This is a genomic window from Streptomyces sp. NPDC086554, from assembly GCF_040686095.1.
Classification (GTDB): domain Bacteria; phylum Actinomycetota; class Actinomycetes; order Streptomycetales; family Streptomycetaceae; genus Streptomyces.
The window spans coordinates 305168-322625 of sequence record NZ_JBFBJK010000007.1 but is presented as its reverse complement, the minus strand read 5'-3'; the positions used below and the strand labels follow the sequence as shown (position 1 = coordinate 322625).

General features: G+C 70.4%; 11 protein-coding genes and 2 pseudogenes. 8 read left to right on the top strand and 5 right to left on the bottom strand.

Features of this window, described 5'->3' with window-relative positions:
• Positions 1-826: 826 nt before the first annotated feature.
• The 4 genes and pseudogenes from AB0O76_RS14475 (at position 827) to AB0O76_RS14460 (ending at position 4494) form a co-directional block, all read left to right on the top strand.
• Entirely contained in the window at positions 827-958 is a 132-nt protein-coding gene (locus tag AB0O76_RS14475; protein WP_365489681.1) for a hypothetical protein, read from the top strand.
• Positions 959-1052: 94 nt separating this feature from the next.
• Positions 1053-2846 carry a glycoside hydrolase family 15 protein gene (locus AB0O76_RS14470; RefSeq protein ID WP_365489678.1) on the top strand — a complete coding sequence of 598 codons (1794 nt, stop codon included), beginning with the start codon at positions 1053-1055 and terminating at the stop codon, positions 2844-2846.
• A 50-nt stretch (positions 2847-2896) separates the two neighbouring features.
• Positions 2897-3726 (top strand): annotated as a pseudogene (locus tag AB0O76_RS14465) (ATP-dependent DNA ligase).
• 96 nt (positions 3727-3822) lie between these two features.
• Entirely contained in the window at positions 3823-4494 is a 672-nt protein-coding gene (locus tag AB0O76_RS14460; protein ID WP_365489675.1) for a DNA polymerase ligase N-terminal domain-containing protein, read from the top strand.
• A gap of 249 nt (positions 4495-4743) precedes the next feature.
• Here the strand turns inward: AB0O76_RS14460 and AB0O76_RS14455 are convergent, their stop codons facing one another.
• A complete protein-coding gene (locus AB0O76_RS14455; RefSeq protein ID WP_365489672.1) occupies positions 4744-4866 on the bottom strand; it encodes a hypothetical protein in 123 nt (40 codons plus the stop codon).
• A 509-nt stretch (positions 4867-5375) separates the two neighbouring features.
• Here AB0O76_RS14455 and AB0O76_RS14450 point away from each other — a divergent pair.
• Positions 5376-6176: a VOC family protein gene (locus AB0O76_RS14450; RefSeq protein ID WP_365489669.1), complete on the top strand. Its 801-nt coding sequence runs from the start codon at positions 5376-5378 to the stop codon at positions 6174-6176.
• Between the two features lie 665 nt (positions 6177-6841).
• Positions 6842-7185 (top strand): annotated as a pseudogene (locus tag AB0O76_RS14445) (DUF899 family protein).
• Between the two features lie 35 nt (positions 7186-7220).
• Here the strand turns inward: AB0O76_RS14445 and AB0O76_RS14440 are convergent.
• Together AB0O76_RS14440 and AB0O76_RS14435 are read right to left on the bottom strand one after the other, a co-directional pair.
• Positions 7221-8081: a hypothetical protein gene (locus AB0O76_RS14440; RefSeq protein WP_365489666.1), complete on the bottom strand. Its 861-nt coding sequence runs from the start codon at positions 8079-8081 to the stop codon at positions 7221-7223.
• Positions 8078-8437 (bottom strand): hypothetical protein, encoded by a 360-nt coding sequence (locus AB0O76_RS14435; RefSeq protein ID WP_365489663.1) that lies wholly within the window; start codon positions 8435-8437, stop codon positions 8078-8080. Before AB0O76_RS14435 ends, AB0O76_RS14440 begins: the two co-directional genes overlap by 4 nt.
• Before the next feature lie 99 nt (positions 8438-8536).
• On the opposite strand from AB0O76_RS14435, the gene AB0O76_RS14430 reads away from it, so the two are divergent.
• Both AB0O76_RS14430 and AB0O76_RS14425 read left to right on the top strand, forming a co-directional pair.
• Positions 8537-12823, top strand: a complete 4287-nt coding sequence (locus AB0O76_RS14430; RefSeq protein WP_365489660.1) for a CHAT domain-containing protein — start codon at positions 8537-8539, stop codon at positions 12821-12823.
• A 118-nt stretch (positions 12824-12941) separates the two neighbouring features.
• On the top strand, positions 12942-13730 hold the full coding sequence (locus tag AB0O76_RS14425) for a VOC family protein (RefSeq protein ID WP_365489657.1): 789 nt from the start codon (positions 12942-12944) through the stop codon (positions 13728-13730).
• Here AB0O76_RS14425 and AB0O76_RS14420 read toward each other — a convergent pair.
• Positions 13727-15520, bottom strand: a complete 1794-nt coding sequence (locus tag AB0O76_RS14420; protein WP_365489654.1) for an ABC transporter ATP-binding protein — start codon at positions 15518-15520, stop codon at positions 13727-13729. The genes AB0O76_RS14425 and AB0O76_RS14420 overlap by 4 nt on opposite strands.
• Positions 15517-17211, bottom strand: a complete 1695-nt coding sequence (locus AB0O76_RS14415) for an ABC transporter ATP-binding protein (protein WP_365489652.1) — start codon at positions 17209-17211, stop codon at positions 15517-15519. Before AB0O76_RS14415 ends, AB0O76_RS14420 begins: the two co-directional genes overlap by 4 nt.
• Between the last annotated feature and the right edge of the window lie 247 nt (positions 17212-17458).

Sequence of the window (17458 nt, the reverse complement as noted above, 5' to 3'; positions counted from 1 at the left end):
AACTTCGCATCTCGGTCCCGGATCAGGAACCCAAATCGGTCAACGCGGTCGTCCAGTGCCATGAGGAGGTTGCGGGCTTGCTGGACTGACCAGTTGCCGGTCGGGTGGGCGGTGACGCCCATGAGGTGCACCCGACGGGTAGAGATTTCCATGACCACCATGCAGTACAGGCGCCGTAGCAGCATGGTGTCGACGTGGAAGAGATCCACGGCGAGGATCCCGTAGGCCTGGGTGCGCAGAAACTGGGCCCAGGTTGGGCCCGAGCGTCGTGGCGCCGACTGGGCGGCCCAGGCCGGCGAGTTCACCGGCGATCCTGCGGGTACCCCCAATGCGGGCTCGCCGCGGCCATCCGCAGCACCAGCTCCCGCACGGTGGCGAGACCGCCGTGACCGTGCCGAGCCCTCGGTTGCTCGCGGGCGCACTCCCCACCGGCCGATCTGCGCTGTGTGTGCGTGTACAGGCGGGAGCTGTGATGATCCTCCGCTGACAACTACGGAACTTTCTGCTTCAGAGGCAGATTTTCGGGTACTGCCTGGTGCTGGTCCTGGCAGACAGCCAACGACGCGCTACGGCCTTCGAGAGCTTGAACACGGCGCGCGCACCCAACCGGGGGTCAAGGGGTCGCAGGTTCAAATCCTGTCGTCCCGACTCGAAAGAGTCGCAGGTAGGGGTCACCTTCGGGTGGCCTCTACTGTGCGGCTGTACGGGATCCGGTGTTTCCTCGGGCGTCAGGGCGGTTACCCGGCTTCCGAAGCGACGGCCGTGAAGGAGACAGCCATGCACCGGGCACTGCGCCCCGCACCCGCACGCCCACGCGGCGGCCGCCGTGCCCGTCATCCGCCACCTGGACTGGTTCCGCGACCGCGCACGCATCAAGCGGCTGCTGTTCGACGGTGTGCTCGATCCGGGAGGCGGATCGAGCCGGCCCGGCGCCGTCGGCAAACCGGTCTCGGCCTGACGTTCCGACAGGCAGCGGCAACCCAGCCCTACCGAATCTCCTGACCGCCCCTCAACTCCCGCCCCCTGACTTCGACGGAGAGGACTCCCACGTCATGCCGACGCCGGACACGATCGACACGGGGCCTGAGTTCCCTCCGCACGTGCTGAGGGAATACGCGCTGCTGGCCGACGGCGAACGGGGCGCTCTGGTCGGCCCGCACGGGGACATCGCCTGGATGTGCGCGCCGCGGTGGGACTCCGACGCCGTGTTCTCGGCGCTCGTGGGAGGCAGTGGCAGCTACGCCGTCACACCGCTCGATCCTCGGCACGTATGGGGCGGCTTCTACGAGACGGGCAGCCTGATCTGGCGCAGTCGCTTCATCACTGGCGAAGGTCCCGTCGAGTGCCGGGAAGCCCTGGCCTTTCCCGGCGAACCCGACCGCGTGGTGCTGCTGCGCCGGATCCTGGCGACGGACTGTCCGGCACGGGTACGGGTGTTGCTCGAGCCGCGCGGCGCGTTCGGTTGCGACCGCAGTGACCACGTCCGGCGGCACCATGGTGTGTGGACCGGGAAGACCGGCCCGCTGAACTGGCGCTGGGCCGGCGCGGCAGCGGCACGATCGACCCGCGCCCCGTACGGCGGGGGCGAGTTGCTCACCCTCGATCTGACCGTACCTCCGGGCGGACACCACGACCTCGTACTGGAACTGTCGCCCAACACGCTGCCCGACGAGCCGGTGCTCCCCGACACGGCATGGGCCGCCACCGAGGCATCCTGGGCACGCAGCTGCCCCACGCCCCCGGAGACCATCGCGACACACGATGCCCACCACGCACTCGCCGTCCTGCGCGGCCTGACCAGCGGCGGTGGCGGCATGGTCGCCGCCGCCACGATGTGCCTGCCCGAACGCGCGGGCGCGGGCCGCAATTACGACTACCGCTATGCGTGGATCCGCGACCAGTGCTACGCGGGCATGGCTGCGGCGAGCGTCGGCGCCACCGGCCTCCTCGATTCCGCGGTCGGCTTCGTCTCGGCCAGACTTCTGCAGGACGGGCCGGAGCTCAAGCCCGCCTACACCGCCACCGGCCGTGCGGTGCCCTCCGAGCAGACGCTTGATCTGCCCGGATACCCAGGAGGAACCGACAGAATCGGCAACCGGGTGAACCAGCAGTTCCAGCTCGACACCTACGGCGAGGCCCTGCAACTGCTGGCTGCCGCGGGCCAATCCGACCGGCTGGGCTCCGACGGCCGGTGCGCTGTGCAGACCGCCGTCGATGCGGTCGAACAGCTGTGGAACCGGCCCGATGCCGGCATCTGGGAGATCGACGACCGGCGCTGGACCCACTCCCGGCTCAGCTGCGTCGCCGGTCTGCGCGCGGTCGCCGCGCTGCCCGGCGTCGGCAGGGAACTCGCGCGCCTGACCTCACTCGCCGACACCGTCCTCGCCGAGACGTCACGTACCAGCCTGCACGCCGACGGCCACTGGCGGCGGGCACCGGACGCACCGGGGGTCGACGCGGCGCTCCTGCTGCCACCCGTCCGTGGCGCGCTGCCGGGGTCCGATCCCCGAACACTCGCCACCCTGCGCGCCGTACGGGAGGAACTGGCCCGCGACGAGTACGTCTACCGCTTCCGCCATGACTCGCGACCGCTGGCCGAGACCGAGGGCGCGTTCCTGCTGTGCGGCTTCATGATGGCGCTGGCCGAGTACCAGCAGGGACACACGGCGCGTGCCCTGCGCTTCTTCGAACGGAACCGGGCCGCCTGCGGACCTCCCGGGCTGTTCTCCGAGGAGTACGACATCATCCAGCGGCAACTGCGCGGCAACCTCCCGCAGGCCTTCGTCCACGCCCTGCTCCTGGAGTGCGCCGCACGCCTCAGCGACGATCCCCCGCCACCGGCATAGCGCGGCCGTCGCTCGCCCAGGATCGGTCGGCTTGCTCAGGGGGTGAACACGTGAGCGCCACCCTTGAACTACGGGTCGGACGACGCAAGGTGGAAGTAGATCGGCCCGAGAAGGAGCTGTTCCCGCAGGATGGCATCACCAAGGCCGATCTCACCGAGTACTACCGGCGCGTGGCGTCGCGCATGCTGCCTGAGCTGCGCGGCAGGCCCTTGATGCTGGAGCGGATGCCGGACGGGATCGACGCGGACCGCTTCTATCAGAAGGAGGTCTCCGACTACTTCCCCGACTGGATCAACCGCGCCACCGTGGCCAAGGAGGGAGGTGAAGTAACGCATGTGGTCTGCGACGACACAGCGACCCTGGTCTACCTCGCGGGCCAGGCGTGTATCACTCCGCACCGCTGGCTGAGCCGCGCCGACAAGCCGCGCAACCCCGACCGCCTGGTCTTCGACCTGGACCCGCCCGCTGACGACTTCGAGCCCGTACGCCATGCGGCTCATCGCCTGCATGAGCTGCTTGACGACCTGGACCTTCCCTCGGGCCTGATGACCACGGGCTCACGCGGTCTGCACGTCGTCGTACCACTCAACCGGCGCGATGAGGACGCCCGTAAGCCAGGCCGAGTGCCCCCGTCGCGGTTCCGTTGGCCTGAGATGAACTGGATGCACCGGGGCTCACTGCCCGCAGTTGGACGGTGACCGACCTTGGAGACCGCCTCGAGAAGAACCCTTGGTCCGGACTCTCACGGCGCGGCCCGGGCGACGTCCGCGAGGGCAACCATGCGCACGAGGCCGGTGCCGTCGATCACCGGAACACGTCGGGCTTCAGACGAGTCGGTTGTTCTCATCGCCGACGCCCGGCACGGCTTCGCGGATCATGATGAGCTGAGAGGTGCGGGCCGGTGACGATCACGGGCTCCCGGTGTTCGAACGCACCAGCGAGCTGACAGGGGTGAGCCGACAGAAGGAGGGCCGCCGTGAGTGAGAAGGATGGGCTGCGGACCTACCGCAGGAAGCGGAACTTCGACAGGACGAGCGAGCCCAGCGGCGAGCGGACGGCGCAGGGCGAAGCCGCGCCGGAGGCTGAAGGTGGGCCGACGTTCGTGGTGCAGATCCACGACGCGAGCACGATGCATTTCGACTTCCGTCTCGAGGTCGACGGTGTGCTCAAGTCCTGGTCGGTCCCCAAGGGTCCTTCCACGGATCCGCACGACAAGCGGCTCGCCATCCCCACTGAGGACCATCCCCTGGAGTACAGGGACTTCGAAGGCGTGATTCCCGAGGGCGAGTACGGTGGCGGGACCGTCATCGTCTGGGACCGCGGCACCTACCGTCCGACCAGTCACGACAAGCGCGACCGGCCGGTGTCCTTCGGCGAGGCCCTGGAAAAGGGCCATGCCACATTCGATCTGCATGGCAGGAAGCTGCACGGGCAGTTCGCCCTCACCCGGTTCCACGGCCGCGAGGAGAAGAGCGGTGGGTCCGCGGGGAAGCCGACGTGGCTGCTCGTGCGGACCGGCTCCGGGCGCGGCACGGGCGGTGGAACGCCGGACCCGCGGCGAGCCCGCTCGGCGCGCAGTGGGCGTACGCTGCGCCAGGTCGCCGAGGATCCGAACGCGCCGAGATGGGACCCGAACGGCGGTGAGTAGGGGTGACCGGCCTGCCGGACACGCTGCGGCCCGACCTGGACAGCCACACCCGCGATGCAGCGCCGGGGGCGAACTGGCGGCCTCGCCGATGCCGGCGACGCTCAGTGACGGGTGCTCGCGGTCCGCGAGAACGGCGAGGTGACGCTCCGGTCCCGTTCCGGTCGGCCGGACGGACTTCGCGCGACTCCAGAAGCGTATGGGGCTCACCCGGCCCGCCGACGTCGCGAAGAGCAAGGTCGCCGTGACGTACTACGTCTTCGAGGCGGCTTCACCGAGCCCGAAGGCACCCGCGTCGGCACCGGATTCGACGGGCGCACTCTGCTCGCTCTGCGGAAGGAACTCGACGAACTCCGGGTGACCCGGAGCGGACACGCGACGGCATGCTGCGCCAGGCGTTCGGAACCGGGAAGGTGCCCTACTGGGCGACTACGTCGCCGTCGCATGGCTTCTCGCGGGTACAGCTCTCCTCGGTGCCCTGGCCCTTCCGGAATTCTTACGGGCTGACCGCAGGCCCAGGAGGAGGCGGCCGACGCGGCCCGCCGGGCGAAGCGGGGCGGCCGGTAGGAGAGGCCGCCGGGCTGCGCGGGATGGTTGTGCCGGCTGCTCTTCCGGTCGCGTTAGCGCGGGGCTCACGTCCCCGAATTCGATGCCCCCGCATAAAGGCGGACAAAAGAAATCCGAACCCTTTACCGTGCTGAAATTCTCTGGCTGGCTGCCGGAGGGAGGGACGACTCTCGCATCAGCTCTGCACGACGCGCGGAACGAAGTCGGGGAGGATGATGGAAGGAGATCGCGGTCCTCTGGTGGTATAGGCCTGCACAAGTCCAGGCGAGACCGCAAAGGGCTCGCGGGTGACCATCGACCTGAGAACGGGTACGCAGATGAACAGCGATAGGGCAGCCGGAAGCGAGGTCGTGGACAGTCGTTCTGTGTTCGGTGCGCCCTGCTGGGTCAGTTTGACCACGCGTGATCTGTCGGCTGCGGAGAAGTTCTACACCGCCGTCATGGGGTGGGACTGGCGCAGCGGCAAGCTTGGGGAGCAGTACAGGTTCGCGAGTGTGGGGGGCGTGCCGGTGGCAGGCGTGTCCGCCGTGGAGGCCACGGCGCAGCAGGCCTTCGCGTGGACTCCGTTCTTCGCCGTGGCCAACGCGGACCAGACCGTGGCCCGCAGCCAGGAGCGCGGCGGGACGACCGCCGTGGGGCCCATCTCGTTCCCGCCGGGCCGGGCAGCTCTGCTGGCGGATCGTGACGGAGCGGTCTTCGGCGTCTGGGAGGGTGAACTGGTCGCCGACTGGGAGGAATGGCGCCGGGCGGCTCCGGTCTTCGTGGAGCTCCACACGCGGGATGCCTTCGACGCGGCCATCTTCTACGCGGAGGTCCTCGGCTGGGCGTCCCAGGCGGAAGGATGCTGCGAAGTCCGCTACGAGAACGAAAAGGTTGTGCTGCGCAGCCGGGCCGACACCGTGGTGGCCCACATTCATTCCGGTGCGGTCGAATCCGCGCGTGATCCCGCGATGCGGCCCCGCTGGCAGATCCACTTCGCGGTGGCCGACGTAGCGGCGTGCGTCGAGGCCGCGAGGGGCCACGGCGGCAGCCTCGTGCAGCAGGCACCTGACGGGGGAGAGGCTGTGCTGAGCGATCCGGACGGGGCACGGTTCGTGGTGAATTCAACAAGCTGCTGAGTGAGTGTTCGGCGAGAGGCTGTGGCCAGCGGCAAAAGGCGACGATCCATCGCCGCACGCATATTCCTGGCGGTACGGCGGTGGCGCCGTCCGGTCCGCGGCGACGGGCAGCATGCCCTGCAGGTCGGCCGTCGATGGCTTCTGCACCGGTTCGGCGATTGGGCTCAGGGATCGCCACTTCGCCCGTACCGCGGGCGCGGGCCCCGGCTTGCTCCGGGCAGGCCGCAGGCCGGGTCAGCCATCATGAGGTGGCTTTGTGCTGCCGAGCGCCGCGGAGGGCGTCCAGGAGCTCTTCCCGATTCATGGAGGAGCGGCCTTGGACAGCGGCGTCGGTGGCTCGTTGGTAGAGCTCGGCCTTGGTGAGGGAGTCGAGGGAGGGACCTCTCGTCTTCCCTTTGCGTTTCCCGGTGCCGCCGGAGCGGCGCCTTGGAGCGGCGTCGAAGCCTCTCGATCGTTCTTGGGGGCCCGTTCCGTGGAGCCGCAATAGACTCAGAGAACCGGTTCGGGAACGCGGGAGCCGGGAGCTTCCTCAGGGGCCATCCGTCGACGACTACGTATTCGTCGAGGGCCCCGCCGACCTCGACGCCGGAGACTCACCGGTCCGTGAGGTCGCCTTGAGTGAGCTGTTCACCGCCGCGGACCGCCCGCTGATCGTCTACCACTTCATGTACGGCAAGCTGCAGACCGACCCCTGCCCGATGTGCACCCTGTGGATCGACGGCTTCAGCACGCCCGCAACCGCGGCTGGCACCGGCTGCGGCTCTTGAGCTGCGGCGGCAGCACGTTCAAGTACGACCTGGGCAGCGAGGACAAGGACGGGGAGCAGGACTCCACCGTCTCCGTGTTCACCCGCGACGGCGACGGCACGGTACGCCATTTCCACTCCGCCCACCCACGCATGGCCGACGACATCGATGAGCGCGGCATCGACCTCCTGGCCCCCGTCTGGCACCTCCTCGACCTGACCACGCAGGGCCGCGACGACTGGTATCCGAGCCTCGACTATTGACGCTCGTGTTCACACCGAAGCCCGGCCACGACAGGTCACGCCCCCTTGCGTACCGTGCGATTGATCTCGCGGCCGATCTCCGGTGTGACGCGGCTGTCCGGAACGGGGATGCCGAGCGAGGCGGCGAGGCTCGCTCCATGGAGGTCGACCGCCGATTCCATCAGTTGGGCCAGGTTCGTGATGGCGGACCGGCCACGGACAATGGCCGTGAGGAGCGTTCCGAGACCAGCAAGACCCAGTGGCCACCAGACGGTTCCCGCGCACGTGTAGAGCGCGCCCCAACCGGCCAGCGCGGCGGATCTGTCGAACGCGTCCCTGCTCTCGTCCAGTACCGCTCGGGTTTCCTCGGGCAACACCAACCACAGCCGAGGCCAGCCGTACTCGAGGTCGAGGCCGTATTCGATCCTGACGCGGGTGCTCAGCGCCGCGATGTTGTCACCCATATGGGTCGGCCTTGCCGGAGGTGCCAGCGCGATGCGATTGCGCCGGTACGCCAGCTGGGCCAGGGCCTCGTCCGACTGCCCCTGGCGGTAAGCCTGTTCATAGCGCTCCTGGGCGCGATCCCAGCGGCGACGACGGCGACCGGCCAGTGCCTCGCCGGTACGTCCGGGCCACTGTCCGAGCCACAGCCGATGGAGGGCTCTCCCCGAACCCTGCGCAAGGAGCCCCGCCCAGGCCGACAACAGCAGGGCGCCCAGCACGGCGGCGGCCATTTCACCACCCGAGGCCGTGCCCTGCTGGAGCTCGGTCACCAACCGTTCGTCGCCGGGCCACCCTCCGAAGCGCAGCCGCCAGCCCACGGCAACGGAGGCGACGAAGAGGGCCCCGGGTATGACGAGGAGGGAAACCCACTTGCCGGCCAGCTGCTTGGCGAGCTCGTTGAGGAAGGGGTTCACCGGGGGCGCCTGTCCGGCGTCGCCCGTGCCAACGGCTCCTCGAACAGGTGACATTCGGGCGTCGCCACACCCGGCGCCCGTACCCAGTCCCGGTCGCACCGGCCCGAGGGGCAGACGAACAGTCCGTCGTCCGGAACCCCCGGAGTGACACCGGGCACCCCGATCACCGACCTGGGTCCGACGCCCGGGATGCCGAACTGCCGTCCCAGTTCGTCGAGTTGAGTTACCGCGCTGCTGTCGGTCCGCATCCGGCGCGTCAGCTCCGCGACCTCGTCCGCGCGGCCCTGCGCCGCGGCGAGACGGCGTAGAAGAGGGAGTGCCTCACACCAGGCCGCGACCCCTCCCCGACGTTCCATGCTGCTCCTTGTCGCTCCTGGAGAAAACGGGTCAGCGTCGCCGCATGATGTTACGGGCACCACGCGCCGAGCAGCCACCACGGTGGAACGATGGAGAACATGAGGAACTCGTCACTCACCGCTGTGCAGGCCCGGCTCGAACGTTTCGCGTCCACCACCGATCCGCAGACGGTGCTCGGGCCGGAGGCCGACGCGGCGGCCCGGCTCCTCGCCGAGTCCCTGCGCACGTCCTGGAGCGCCGAGGCGGCCCACGCCCTGGGCTGGTTCCACTGGTTCCGCTGCATGGCCCAACAGACGTACGAAGGCCCGGACTTCCACCACGCTCTGGAACTGTTCCGCCCCCTGTGGGCGCGAAGGCCGGATGCGGTTCCGCCCGCGATCGACGCCGTACTCGAGCGAGAGTCCGCCACACCTCGACTGCTCGACGAAGCCCTGCGGCTCGGCAACGAGGCGAGCGACCGTGCCACGGCCTATCGGAGCACGGGCGACCCGGAGCAGTTGACCGAGGCGATCGCTCTGCTCCGGCGCGGCATCGGCATGTTGCGGGAGATCGGCGCCCTCCCGGAGATGCTGCAGATCAACCTGGTGGAAGCCCTCCTGCAGCAGCAGGCGAGAGACGGGGATCCCGACTCGCTGGAGGAGGCGCTCAGTTGGGCTTCGCGCACGATCGACTCCCTCGCGTCGGTCGCCGACGAACAGGCCGTACCGCTGCTCGGCCCGTTGGGGGGAAACCTGCTGGACGGATACCGCGACCGTGCGGGCAGCCGTACGGGATGCGATCCGCGGCTGCTCTCCCTTGCCGCGGCGGCATGGGACCGTGTCCAGGAGAAGGCGACGGACCCGGAGACACGGGTACAGGTCGGGCTGCGACTGGCGGCCGCTCTCATCGAGGGCCACCTGCGCACCCCGTCCGTCGAGTGGGCCCAACAGGCCGGCGCGTACATCGAGCGCGTGACCGAGGCCTGTGATCCGGCCGACGTCCGCGCGCGTGACATCCTCGACGCGCTGATCGTCGTCGTACCGCAGCACATCGCCCAGGGTCAGCCCGACCTGCTCCGCGCACGGGCCTCCGTGCTGCGCGCGCTCGTCGCGCACTCCGGGTCGAACGACGACCAACGGCGCGCGCATCAGGCGGACCTCGGTATGTGTCTGCGGGTGACGCACGCCGCCACGGACGACGTTGCCGCACTGGACGAGGCGGTCGCGGTCCTGCGGTCCGCGCTCCATGGCGCGAACGGGATGGGGCCGGATGACGTGAGCCGGATGGTCGGTCTCGCCAATGCCCTCAAGTCTCGTGCACACGGCGGCCGGAGAGACGATGACGTCGGCACTGCGGCCGGTGAAGGCGCCCGGGACGACATCGAAGCGGCCGAACAGTGGGCGCGCCGTGCGCATCAGCTGGCCCCGGAGGAGGTCGGCGCCCTGTCCTGCCTCGGCAATGTGCTGCGCGTGAAGGCGCTGATGCTGCACGACGTGGAGGCCATGCGGGAATCGGCAGGCCTGAACCACGCGGCCGCACGGGCGTTGGATCCGACCGCCCCGGCTTACGTGACGCTGTTGATGAACGCAGGTCTTGCCCATAAGGAGTTGGCCTCGGTCACCGGTGACCTCTCCGAGGCCCGGAACGCGGTGGCCGTGCTGCGGACGGCGGCCGAGCAGCTGGATGCCCGCCACCCCGATCACGCCCCTGTGCGCGTCGAGCTGGGTCACTCGCTGACGCTGCAGGGAAAACTGGGCCACGACAGTGAGGCTGTCGCGGCGGGCAGACAGCTCCTCGAATCGGTGGCCGCCGAACTTCCCCAGGACCATGTCGAGGCGCGCCGCGCGAAGATCAACCTCATCGACTCCTACCGCGTCGAGTTCCAACTCACCCAGGATGACGGGGCATTGGACGAGTCCCTCAGGCTGGCGCGGGGCTACCTGGAAGACCCCACGCTGGCCGACGACGAGCGTGGCCTGCTCCTGGGCAGATGTGTGGGCGCCCTCACCGCCGCATACGAGAGCACGCGTGACAGGCGGCTCCTCGACGAGCTCCTTCCTGTCTGCCGCTCCGCCGTGCGGTTCGCCCGGGACGACTCCTTCGACCGGTCCCAGTGTCTGCTGGAGCTTGGCGCCTGCCTGGTCTCGGTCTACGACGTCTCGCGGGACAGCTCGGCGCTGCTCGAGGCCATCGACGTACTCGAAGAAGCGGCGTCGGGCTCCGAGGACTGGCGCACGACGCCGGAGGCCATGGCGAGGCTGGCGGAAGCGAGGCTGCACCACACCCGGCAGTTCGCCCCGGTCATGGACCTGGCTCGCAGGGCACGCGAGAGCAGTCCCCGCGTCTTCACGGACCTCTTCGCCGCGTACGAACGTGAACTCGACGCGATCGTGGACCTCTGCCGGGAGTCCCTGGCGCTGCGCGCCCCCGGCAGCCAAGAGCGTCCGCTTTCGCTGTCCTACCTGGCGGTGGTGCTGCTGGGCCGCGCGCGGGACCGCACGTCCGTGGAGGACGCCAGGGAAGCCGCCGAGCTGCTGCGCGAAGCGATCCGCACAGGGAGTGCCGACCATCCGGATCGGCCGGTCTGGGGCGCGAACCTGGTCGGTGCGCTGCTGGAAATCCGTCAGTACGACGGGCACGCGTCGCTTCTGGACGAGGCCGAATCCGTTGCGCGCGAAGCCGTGGCCCTGACGAGCGCGGGTGATCTGCCGTACGTGCAGGCGCTGTTGCAGCTGTCCCATGTTCTGGCGCGACGCGACGGCGAGGGGCGGAACTCGGCCGCGGAGGCGCTCGAACTGAGGCGCCGGGTCTACGGGACTCCGCACTACCCCCTTCCGGAACGCATCAATGCAGCCAAGGCAGCGGGTGGTCTGGCCGCTTCCCTGGGTGACTGGGAAGGCGCGGCCGCAGATTATGAAGCCGCGGTTGACCTGCTGCCGCGTTTGGTCGGCCACCGGCTCGCACGGTCCGACGGCGAGCTGCTCCTCGCCGACGAGTTCCTGCTGGCCTCGCAGGCCGCCGCCTCCGCTCTCCAACTGGGCGATCCCCACAGGGCGTTGGACCTTCTCGAACGCGGGCGGGGCATCCTGCTCGGACAGCTCACCGAGACGCGTCGCGACCTCTCGGACCTGCGTCGGCAAGCACCGGAATTGGCAGCGGAGTTCAATCGGCTCGGCGAGGCCATGACCGCCCTCGGCGCGAACACCGACCGTACGTCGACCCAGGTCCCGGGCCCCGCGCGGGACGAGCACCGGCTGACCGTCCGCTCCTGGGAGCGCGTACGCGACGAGATCCGCGGGCTGCCCGGCTTCGAGAGCTTTCTGCGGCCGGGAGTGCCCGACCTCGGCACGCTGACCGAGGACGGGCCGGTGGTGGTCGTCAACCTCGCGACCGCACGCAGCGACGCGATCGTCCTCGTCGACGGCACGGTGACCTGTGTGTCGCTGCCCCGGGCCGACCTGAAGTCCGCGGCAGACCAGTTTCTGGCCTTCAGCTCGGCGGTCGGCGCACTGCACGACCCGATCCGGTCCGCCGAGCAGCGGTGGGAGGCGGGCACCGTCGTTCTCGACACGCTCACCTGGCTGTGGGAGGCGATCGTCGAACCCGTCGTCCGGACCCTGGGCCTCGAACCCGGCGGTGACCCGCTTCCCCGGCTCTGGTGGTGCCCCACCGGCATCCTGAGCTTCCTGCCCCTGCACGCGGCCGGTCGGTACACCGGCGGCGGCGCGCAAGGGATCGCCGACCACGTGATGTCGTCGTACACCACCACACTCAACGCACTGCGCCCCAAGGCCGCCGCGCACGACAGGGCCGGCCGCTCCCACGTCGGACGCGATCCGCGCCTTCTGGTGGTCGCCACCCCACAAGCGCCCGGGGCGGCGCCCCTGCGGCACGCGGCGGCGGACGCGCAGGCACTCGCCGAGCTGTTTCCCCGTACCACCGTTCTGACCGGTGAGGCAGCCACGAAGCAGGCCGTGCTGCGCGAACTCGCGGAACACTCCTGGGCCCACTTCGCCTGCCACACGCAGGCCGGCCTTCTCGAACGGACCGCCAACAGCCTCGTGCTGCAGGATGGTTCACTGTCGCTGCCGGACGTCACGACGCTCTCCCTCGATGCCGAGCTCGTCTTCCTCGCCTCGTGCGGATCCGCAGCCGGCCCCTACCACCTTGCCGATGAGGCCCGCCATGTCGCCTCGTCGTTCCAGCTGGCGGGCTTCACCCATGTGATCGCCACCCTGTGGGAGGTCGCCGACGGCGACGCCACCGAGTTCACCTCGACCCTCTACGGTCTCCTGGCGGAGGGCGTGCCGCCCGCCGAGGCGATGCACCGCGTGACCCGCGACCTGTGCAGGCGTTATCCGCGCAGCCCATGGCTGTGGGCCCCTTATGTGCACATGGGGTACTGACCGGGCGAGGGCCGACAGCCCCTGAGCGACGCCGGTGGGCTTTCGACGGGCGGTGGCGCCCCCCGGCGCATAGCGTGAAGTCGACAGAAATCTGCCGGAAGCCGGAGGTTCTCACGCCATGGCCGTGCAACCCGAAGGAACGCCCTGCTGGGCGGACGCGATGTTCCCGGACGTGGAAGCGGCGAAGAGCTTCTACGGCGAGCTGTTCGGCTGGACGTTCGACGTGGGGTCGGAGGAGTTCGGGGGCTATGCGCAGGCGCGCTCGGACGGGAAGGCCGTCGCAGCCGTCTCTCCGCAGATGCCGGGGGTGGACGGCCCCGCCGCCTGGAACCTCTACTTCGCCGCGCCCGATGCCGCCGCGACGGCCGCGAAGATCCGTGACAACGGCGGAACGCTGGCCATGGAGCCGATGCAGGTCGGTGACTTCGGCACGATGGTGACGGCCCAGGAGCCGAGCGGCGCGTACTTCAGCGCCTGGCAGGCCGACACCCATGAGGGGTTCGAGAAGACCGGCGAGCCGGGTGCCTACTGCTGGGCGGAAGTCAACACGCGCGATCCCGAGAAGACGGACGCGTTCTTCCCCGCAGTCTTCCCCTTCGAGGCGAAGACGATGGACGTCGACGATGTCGACTTCCGGGTCTTCGAGCTGTCCGGCGAGCCGGTGCTTGGCCGTCTCAAGATGAACGGGGACTTCCCGCCCGACGTGCCGCCGCACATCAATGTGCACTTCGGCGTGGACAACTGCGACGCCGCGATCGCCACCGTCACCAAGCTCGGCGGCCAGCTGTTGTTCGGGCCGATGGACAGCCCCTTCGGCCGGTTCGCGACGGTTGCCGACCAGCAGGGCGCCGTCTTCACCGTCATCGACCTGGCGACCACCGAGGGCGAGATGCCCACGTTCCACTAGGAGGGCGTTGCCCGGGTGTCGGACCACGCGGCCCACAGGGCGGCATACGTTCCGGCCGCTCGGCTCAGCTCGTCGTGGGTGCCGCTCTCGACGATCCGGCCGTCCTCCATGACGACGATCCGGTCCGCGGCGGCGGCCTGGGTGAGGCGGTGCGCGACGACGAGCGCGGTCCGCCCGTCGACCGCGCGGTCGGCCGCCTGTTCCAGGAGCTGGGCGCCGGTGCTCCCCGCCTCGGCCGTGGCCTCGTCGAGCACGGCCACCGGCGGATCGGCCAGGACCAGGCGGGCAAGCGCCAGTTGCTGGACCTGTGCCGGGGTGAGGCGGTGGCCGCCTTCGCCGACGACCGTGGCCAGGCCGTCGGGCAGCGCATCGACCCAGTCCGCCGCGTCCACCACCGCGAGGGCCGCGCGCAGGTGAGTGTCGGTGGCGTCCGCCCGTGCCAGGCGCAGATCGTCCGCGAGCGGGCCGGCGAAGACATGGGTCTCCTGCGTGACCAGGGCCACCGGCGGACCGTTGCCCGGCACTTCGGTGCCGGTCGTCACGCGCACCGAACCGGAGGTCGGACGGTGTACGCCCGCGATGAGCCTGGCCAGGGTGGTCTTGCCCGCACCGCTCGGGCCGACCAGGGCCACCCGTTCCCCGGTCCGCAGCGTGAGGGCCACATCCTTCAGGACGGGGCGCCCGGTCTCGTACGTGTGGTGGACGCCGGTCACGGCGACGGCTCCGTCCGGTGCCGCGCCGGGCTTCTCGGTACGGGCCCCCGGATGTCCGGGTTCGGGGTCCGGCTGGTCGGTCACCCCCACAAGACGGGCGAGCGCGGCGGTCGCCGACTGCGCGTCGTCGAGCAGCACAAGCGCGGAGTTGACCGGGGCGAACAGACTGTGGAAGTACAGGGCCGCGGCCGTCGCCGTGCCGATGGACACGGACCCGGACCGCACCAGGAAGAACCCGGTGACCAGGACCGCCGTGAGGCCGGTGTACTCCGCGATGTGGAGGCGGTTGTAGAAGTCGAGGACGAGCCGCACGCCGCGCAGCGTCAGATCGACCGCCGTCCGCGACCGCTGGTCCACCCGCGTCGTGTGCTGCTCCGCCAGTTGGAAGGCCCGCACCGTCGAAGCGCCGGCGATGGTGTCGAGCAGTTGCTGCTGCTGGGCTCCGGTGGCGATGCGCTGACGGGCGTAGAGCGGCACCGCATGACGTACGTACCAGCGCGCGGTGTGCGCCTGGACGGGCACGGCGATCAGGGCCGCGGCAAGGAACCGCCAGTCGAGGACGGCCATCGCGGCCAGCGTGAGCACGATGGCCAGCAGGGAGCGGGCCAGTTCGGGCAGGGCGCGGCGGACCGCCTCGCCCACCACCGACACGTCACGGGTCACCCGGGCGGTGAGATCTCCCGCCCCCGCCTTCTCCACCTGTTCCAGGGGCAGCCGCAAGGCCTTCTCCACGAACCGCTCGCGCAGCCGCGCCAGTACAGTCTCGCCGAGCCGGGAGACGAGTGACAGACCGAGCGCGGTGGTGGCACCCTGCGCGACGGCCACCAGGATCAGCAGGACGACCGGCCAGTTGAGGTCGGCGGGCGGCTGCCGGTCGGCCACCAGGTCGACGATGCGGCCGAGCAGCGGTTGCACGAGCAGCCCCGCGGCCGTCGCGGCGATCAGTACCGCGAAGCCGCCGATGGCCAGGGCGCGGTGCGGGCGCACCAGTTCGCGCACGGCGGAGCGGGTCCGGGCCGGGGACGCGGTGGGCAGCAGCTCACGGGTGTCCGGGGGAGTCTCTGTGGGCTCGGTCATGCGAGGACCGCCTGACGGTAGGGCTCGTGACGGTGTATCAGCTCGGCGTGCGGGGCGGTGTCCATGACCCGGCCGTCGTGTATCAGCACGACGCGGTCCGTGACGGCGAGCAGCGCGGGCCCTGTGGTGACGAGAACCGTCGTGCGGCCCTTGCGGAGTTCACGGATGCCGGCCGCGATACCGGCCTCGGTCACCGTGTCGACCGCGGTGGTCGGATCGTGGACCACGAGGACGGGCCGGTCGGCCGCCAACGCGCGGGCGAGGGCGACGCGTTGGCGCTGCCCGCCCGACAGTGAGCGGCCGCGCTCGCTGACCGCCGTGTCCGCGCCGTCCGGCAGTGTCTGTACGACCTGTGCCACGCCGGCCGCCGTCATCGCGGGCTCGGGATCGGCGGACTCGGGAGCCGCGGCCGTGACGTTGTCGCGGACGGTTCCCTCGAAGAGGTCCGCGTCGTGCGCGGCCACCAGCATCGCCGCGCGCAGCTCGCCGGGGTCCAGGTCCCGCAGCGGCACGCCGTCGAGATCGACCGTGCCGGTATCGGGGTCGGCCGCACGGGCCAGGCAGCGCAGCAGATCGGCGGCGTGCGCGGGGTCGGTGGCGACCACGCCGAGCAGCTCGCCGGGCGCTATGTCGAGATCGATCTCCCGCAGCCCGCCGTGGCTGACGCCGTTCAGCCGTACCGCGCCGCGCACCGGCCGCGGCAGACTCCCCGTCCCGGCGGTGACGGTGTTCGGCGCGGCGAGCACTTCCGCGATCCGCCCTGCCGACGCCCGGGCCTGGGCGAGTTCGGCGTTGGCCCAGGCGAGCGACTGGAGGGGCCCGATCAGGAACAGCGAGAGCCCGACCGCCGACACCAGCTCGCCCAGGCTGATGCTCTCCTGGGCGGCCAGCCTGCCGCCGACCAGCGCGACCGCGGCGATCAGGCAGCCCGTGAGCGCGAGCACCATGCCGTTCTGGAAGGCCTGTGCGTGGGCCGCCCGCAGCGTGGCCCGCAGGGAGTCGCGGCTGGTGGTGCGGTAGCGGTCGATGGCCGCCGACTCACCGCCGATGCCCTTGAGGACGCGCAGCCCGGACACCAGGTCGGCGGCGACGGCCGAGGCGTGCGCCGCGCGCTCCTGCTCGGACGCGCTGCGGGTCTCGAGGGGCTTGCTCAGGAGATGGCCGAGCCAGAGCAGCACCGGTGTGCCGAGCAGCACCACAAGACCCAGCGTCACCGACGTACGCAGCAGGACGACGGCGCAGGTGATGAGGCCGACGAGTGCCGAAGTCCCCACCATCAGCGCCATGTTGACGGCGCCGACGCGTTTGGCGTCCTCCGTCGCGACGTTGGCGAGGGCTCCGGGCAGCCTGCCGTGCTCGGCTCCGCCGCCGGGGTGCAGGACGCGGCGTACGAGCGTGCCGCGCAGGGTGTGTTCGGCCTGCGTGGCGGCGCGTTCGCCGGACCAGGCGCCGAAGCGGAAGCTCAGCGCGAGGCCGACGTAGACCACGGCGAGGACGGCGAGCCACAGGAGCAGGGCGCCCGTGTCGGATCCGGTCACTGCCCGGTCGATCACGATGCCGATCAGGACCGGTACCAGGGCCTCTCCGACCTGGTGCCCGGAGCCGAGGAGCGCGCCGAGCGCGACGTCCCTGCGCTGCCGCCCGACCGTGTCCCACAGGACGTCCCGCCCGGACACATGTGAAGGACTCACCCACGCCCCTCCGGGTCGCCGATCGACATAAACTTAGGTGAGGCTACCCTAAGGTGACTGGAGTGCCCAGGTGGCCGACGCCCGCCCGCCGGGACGGCTGAGGCGCGCGAAAGCGTCGCAGTCGTGACGACGGCACGCCTCCGCGGGGGCCTCATCGGATTCCTGCCGCTGCTGTCCGTCTTCGTCCTCGCGAAAGCGTTCATCTGCCGCTTTGGTTCACTTGAACACCGAAAGTCCTCCCGACCCA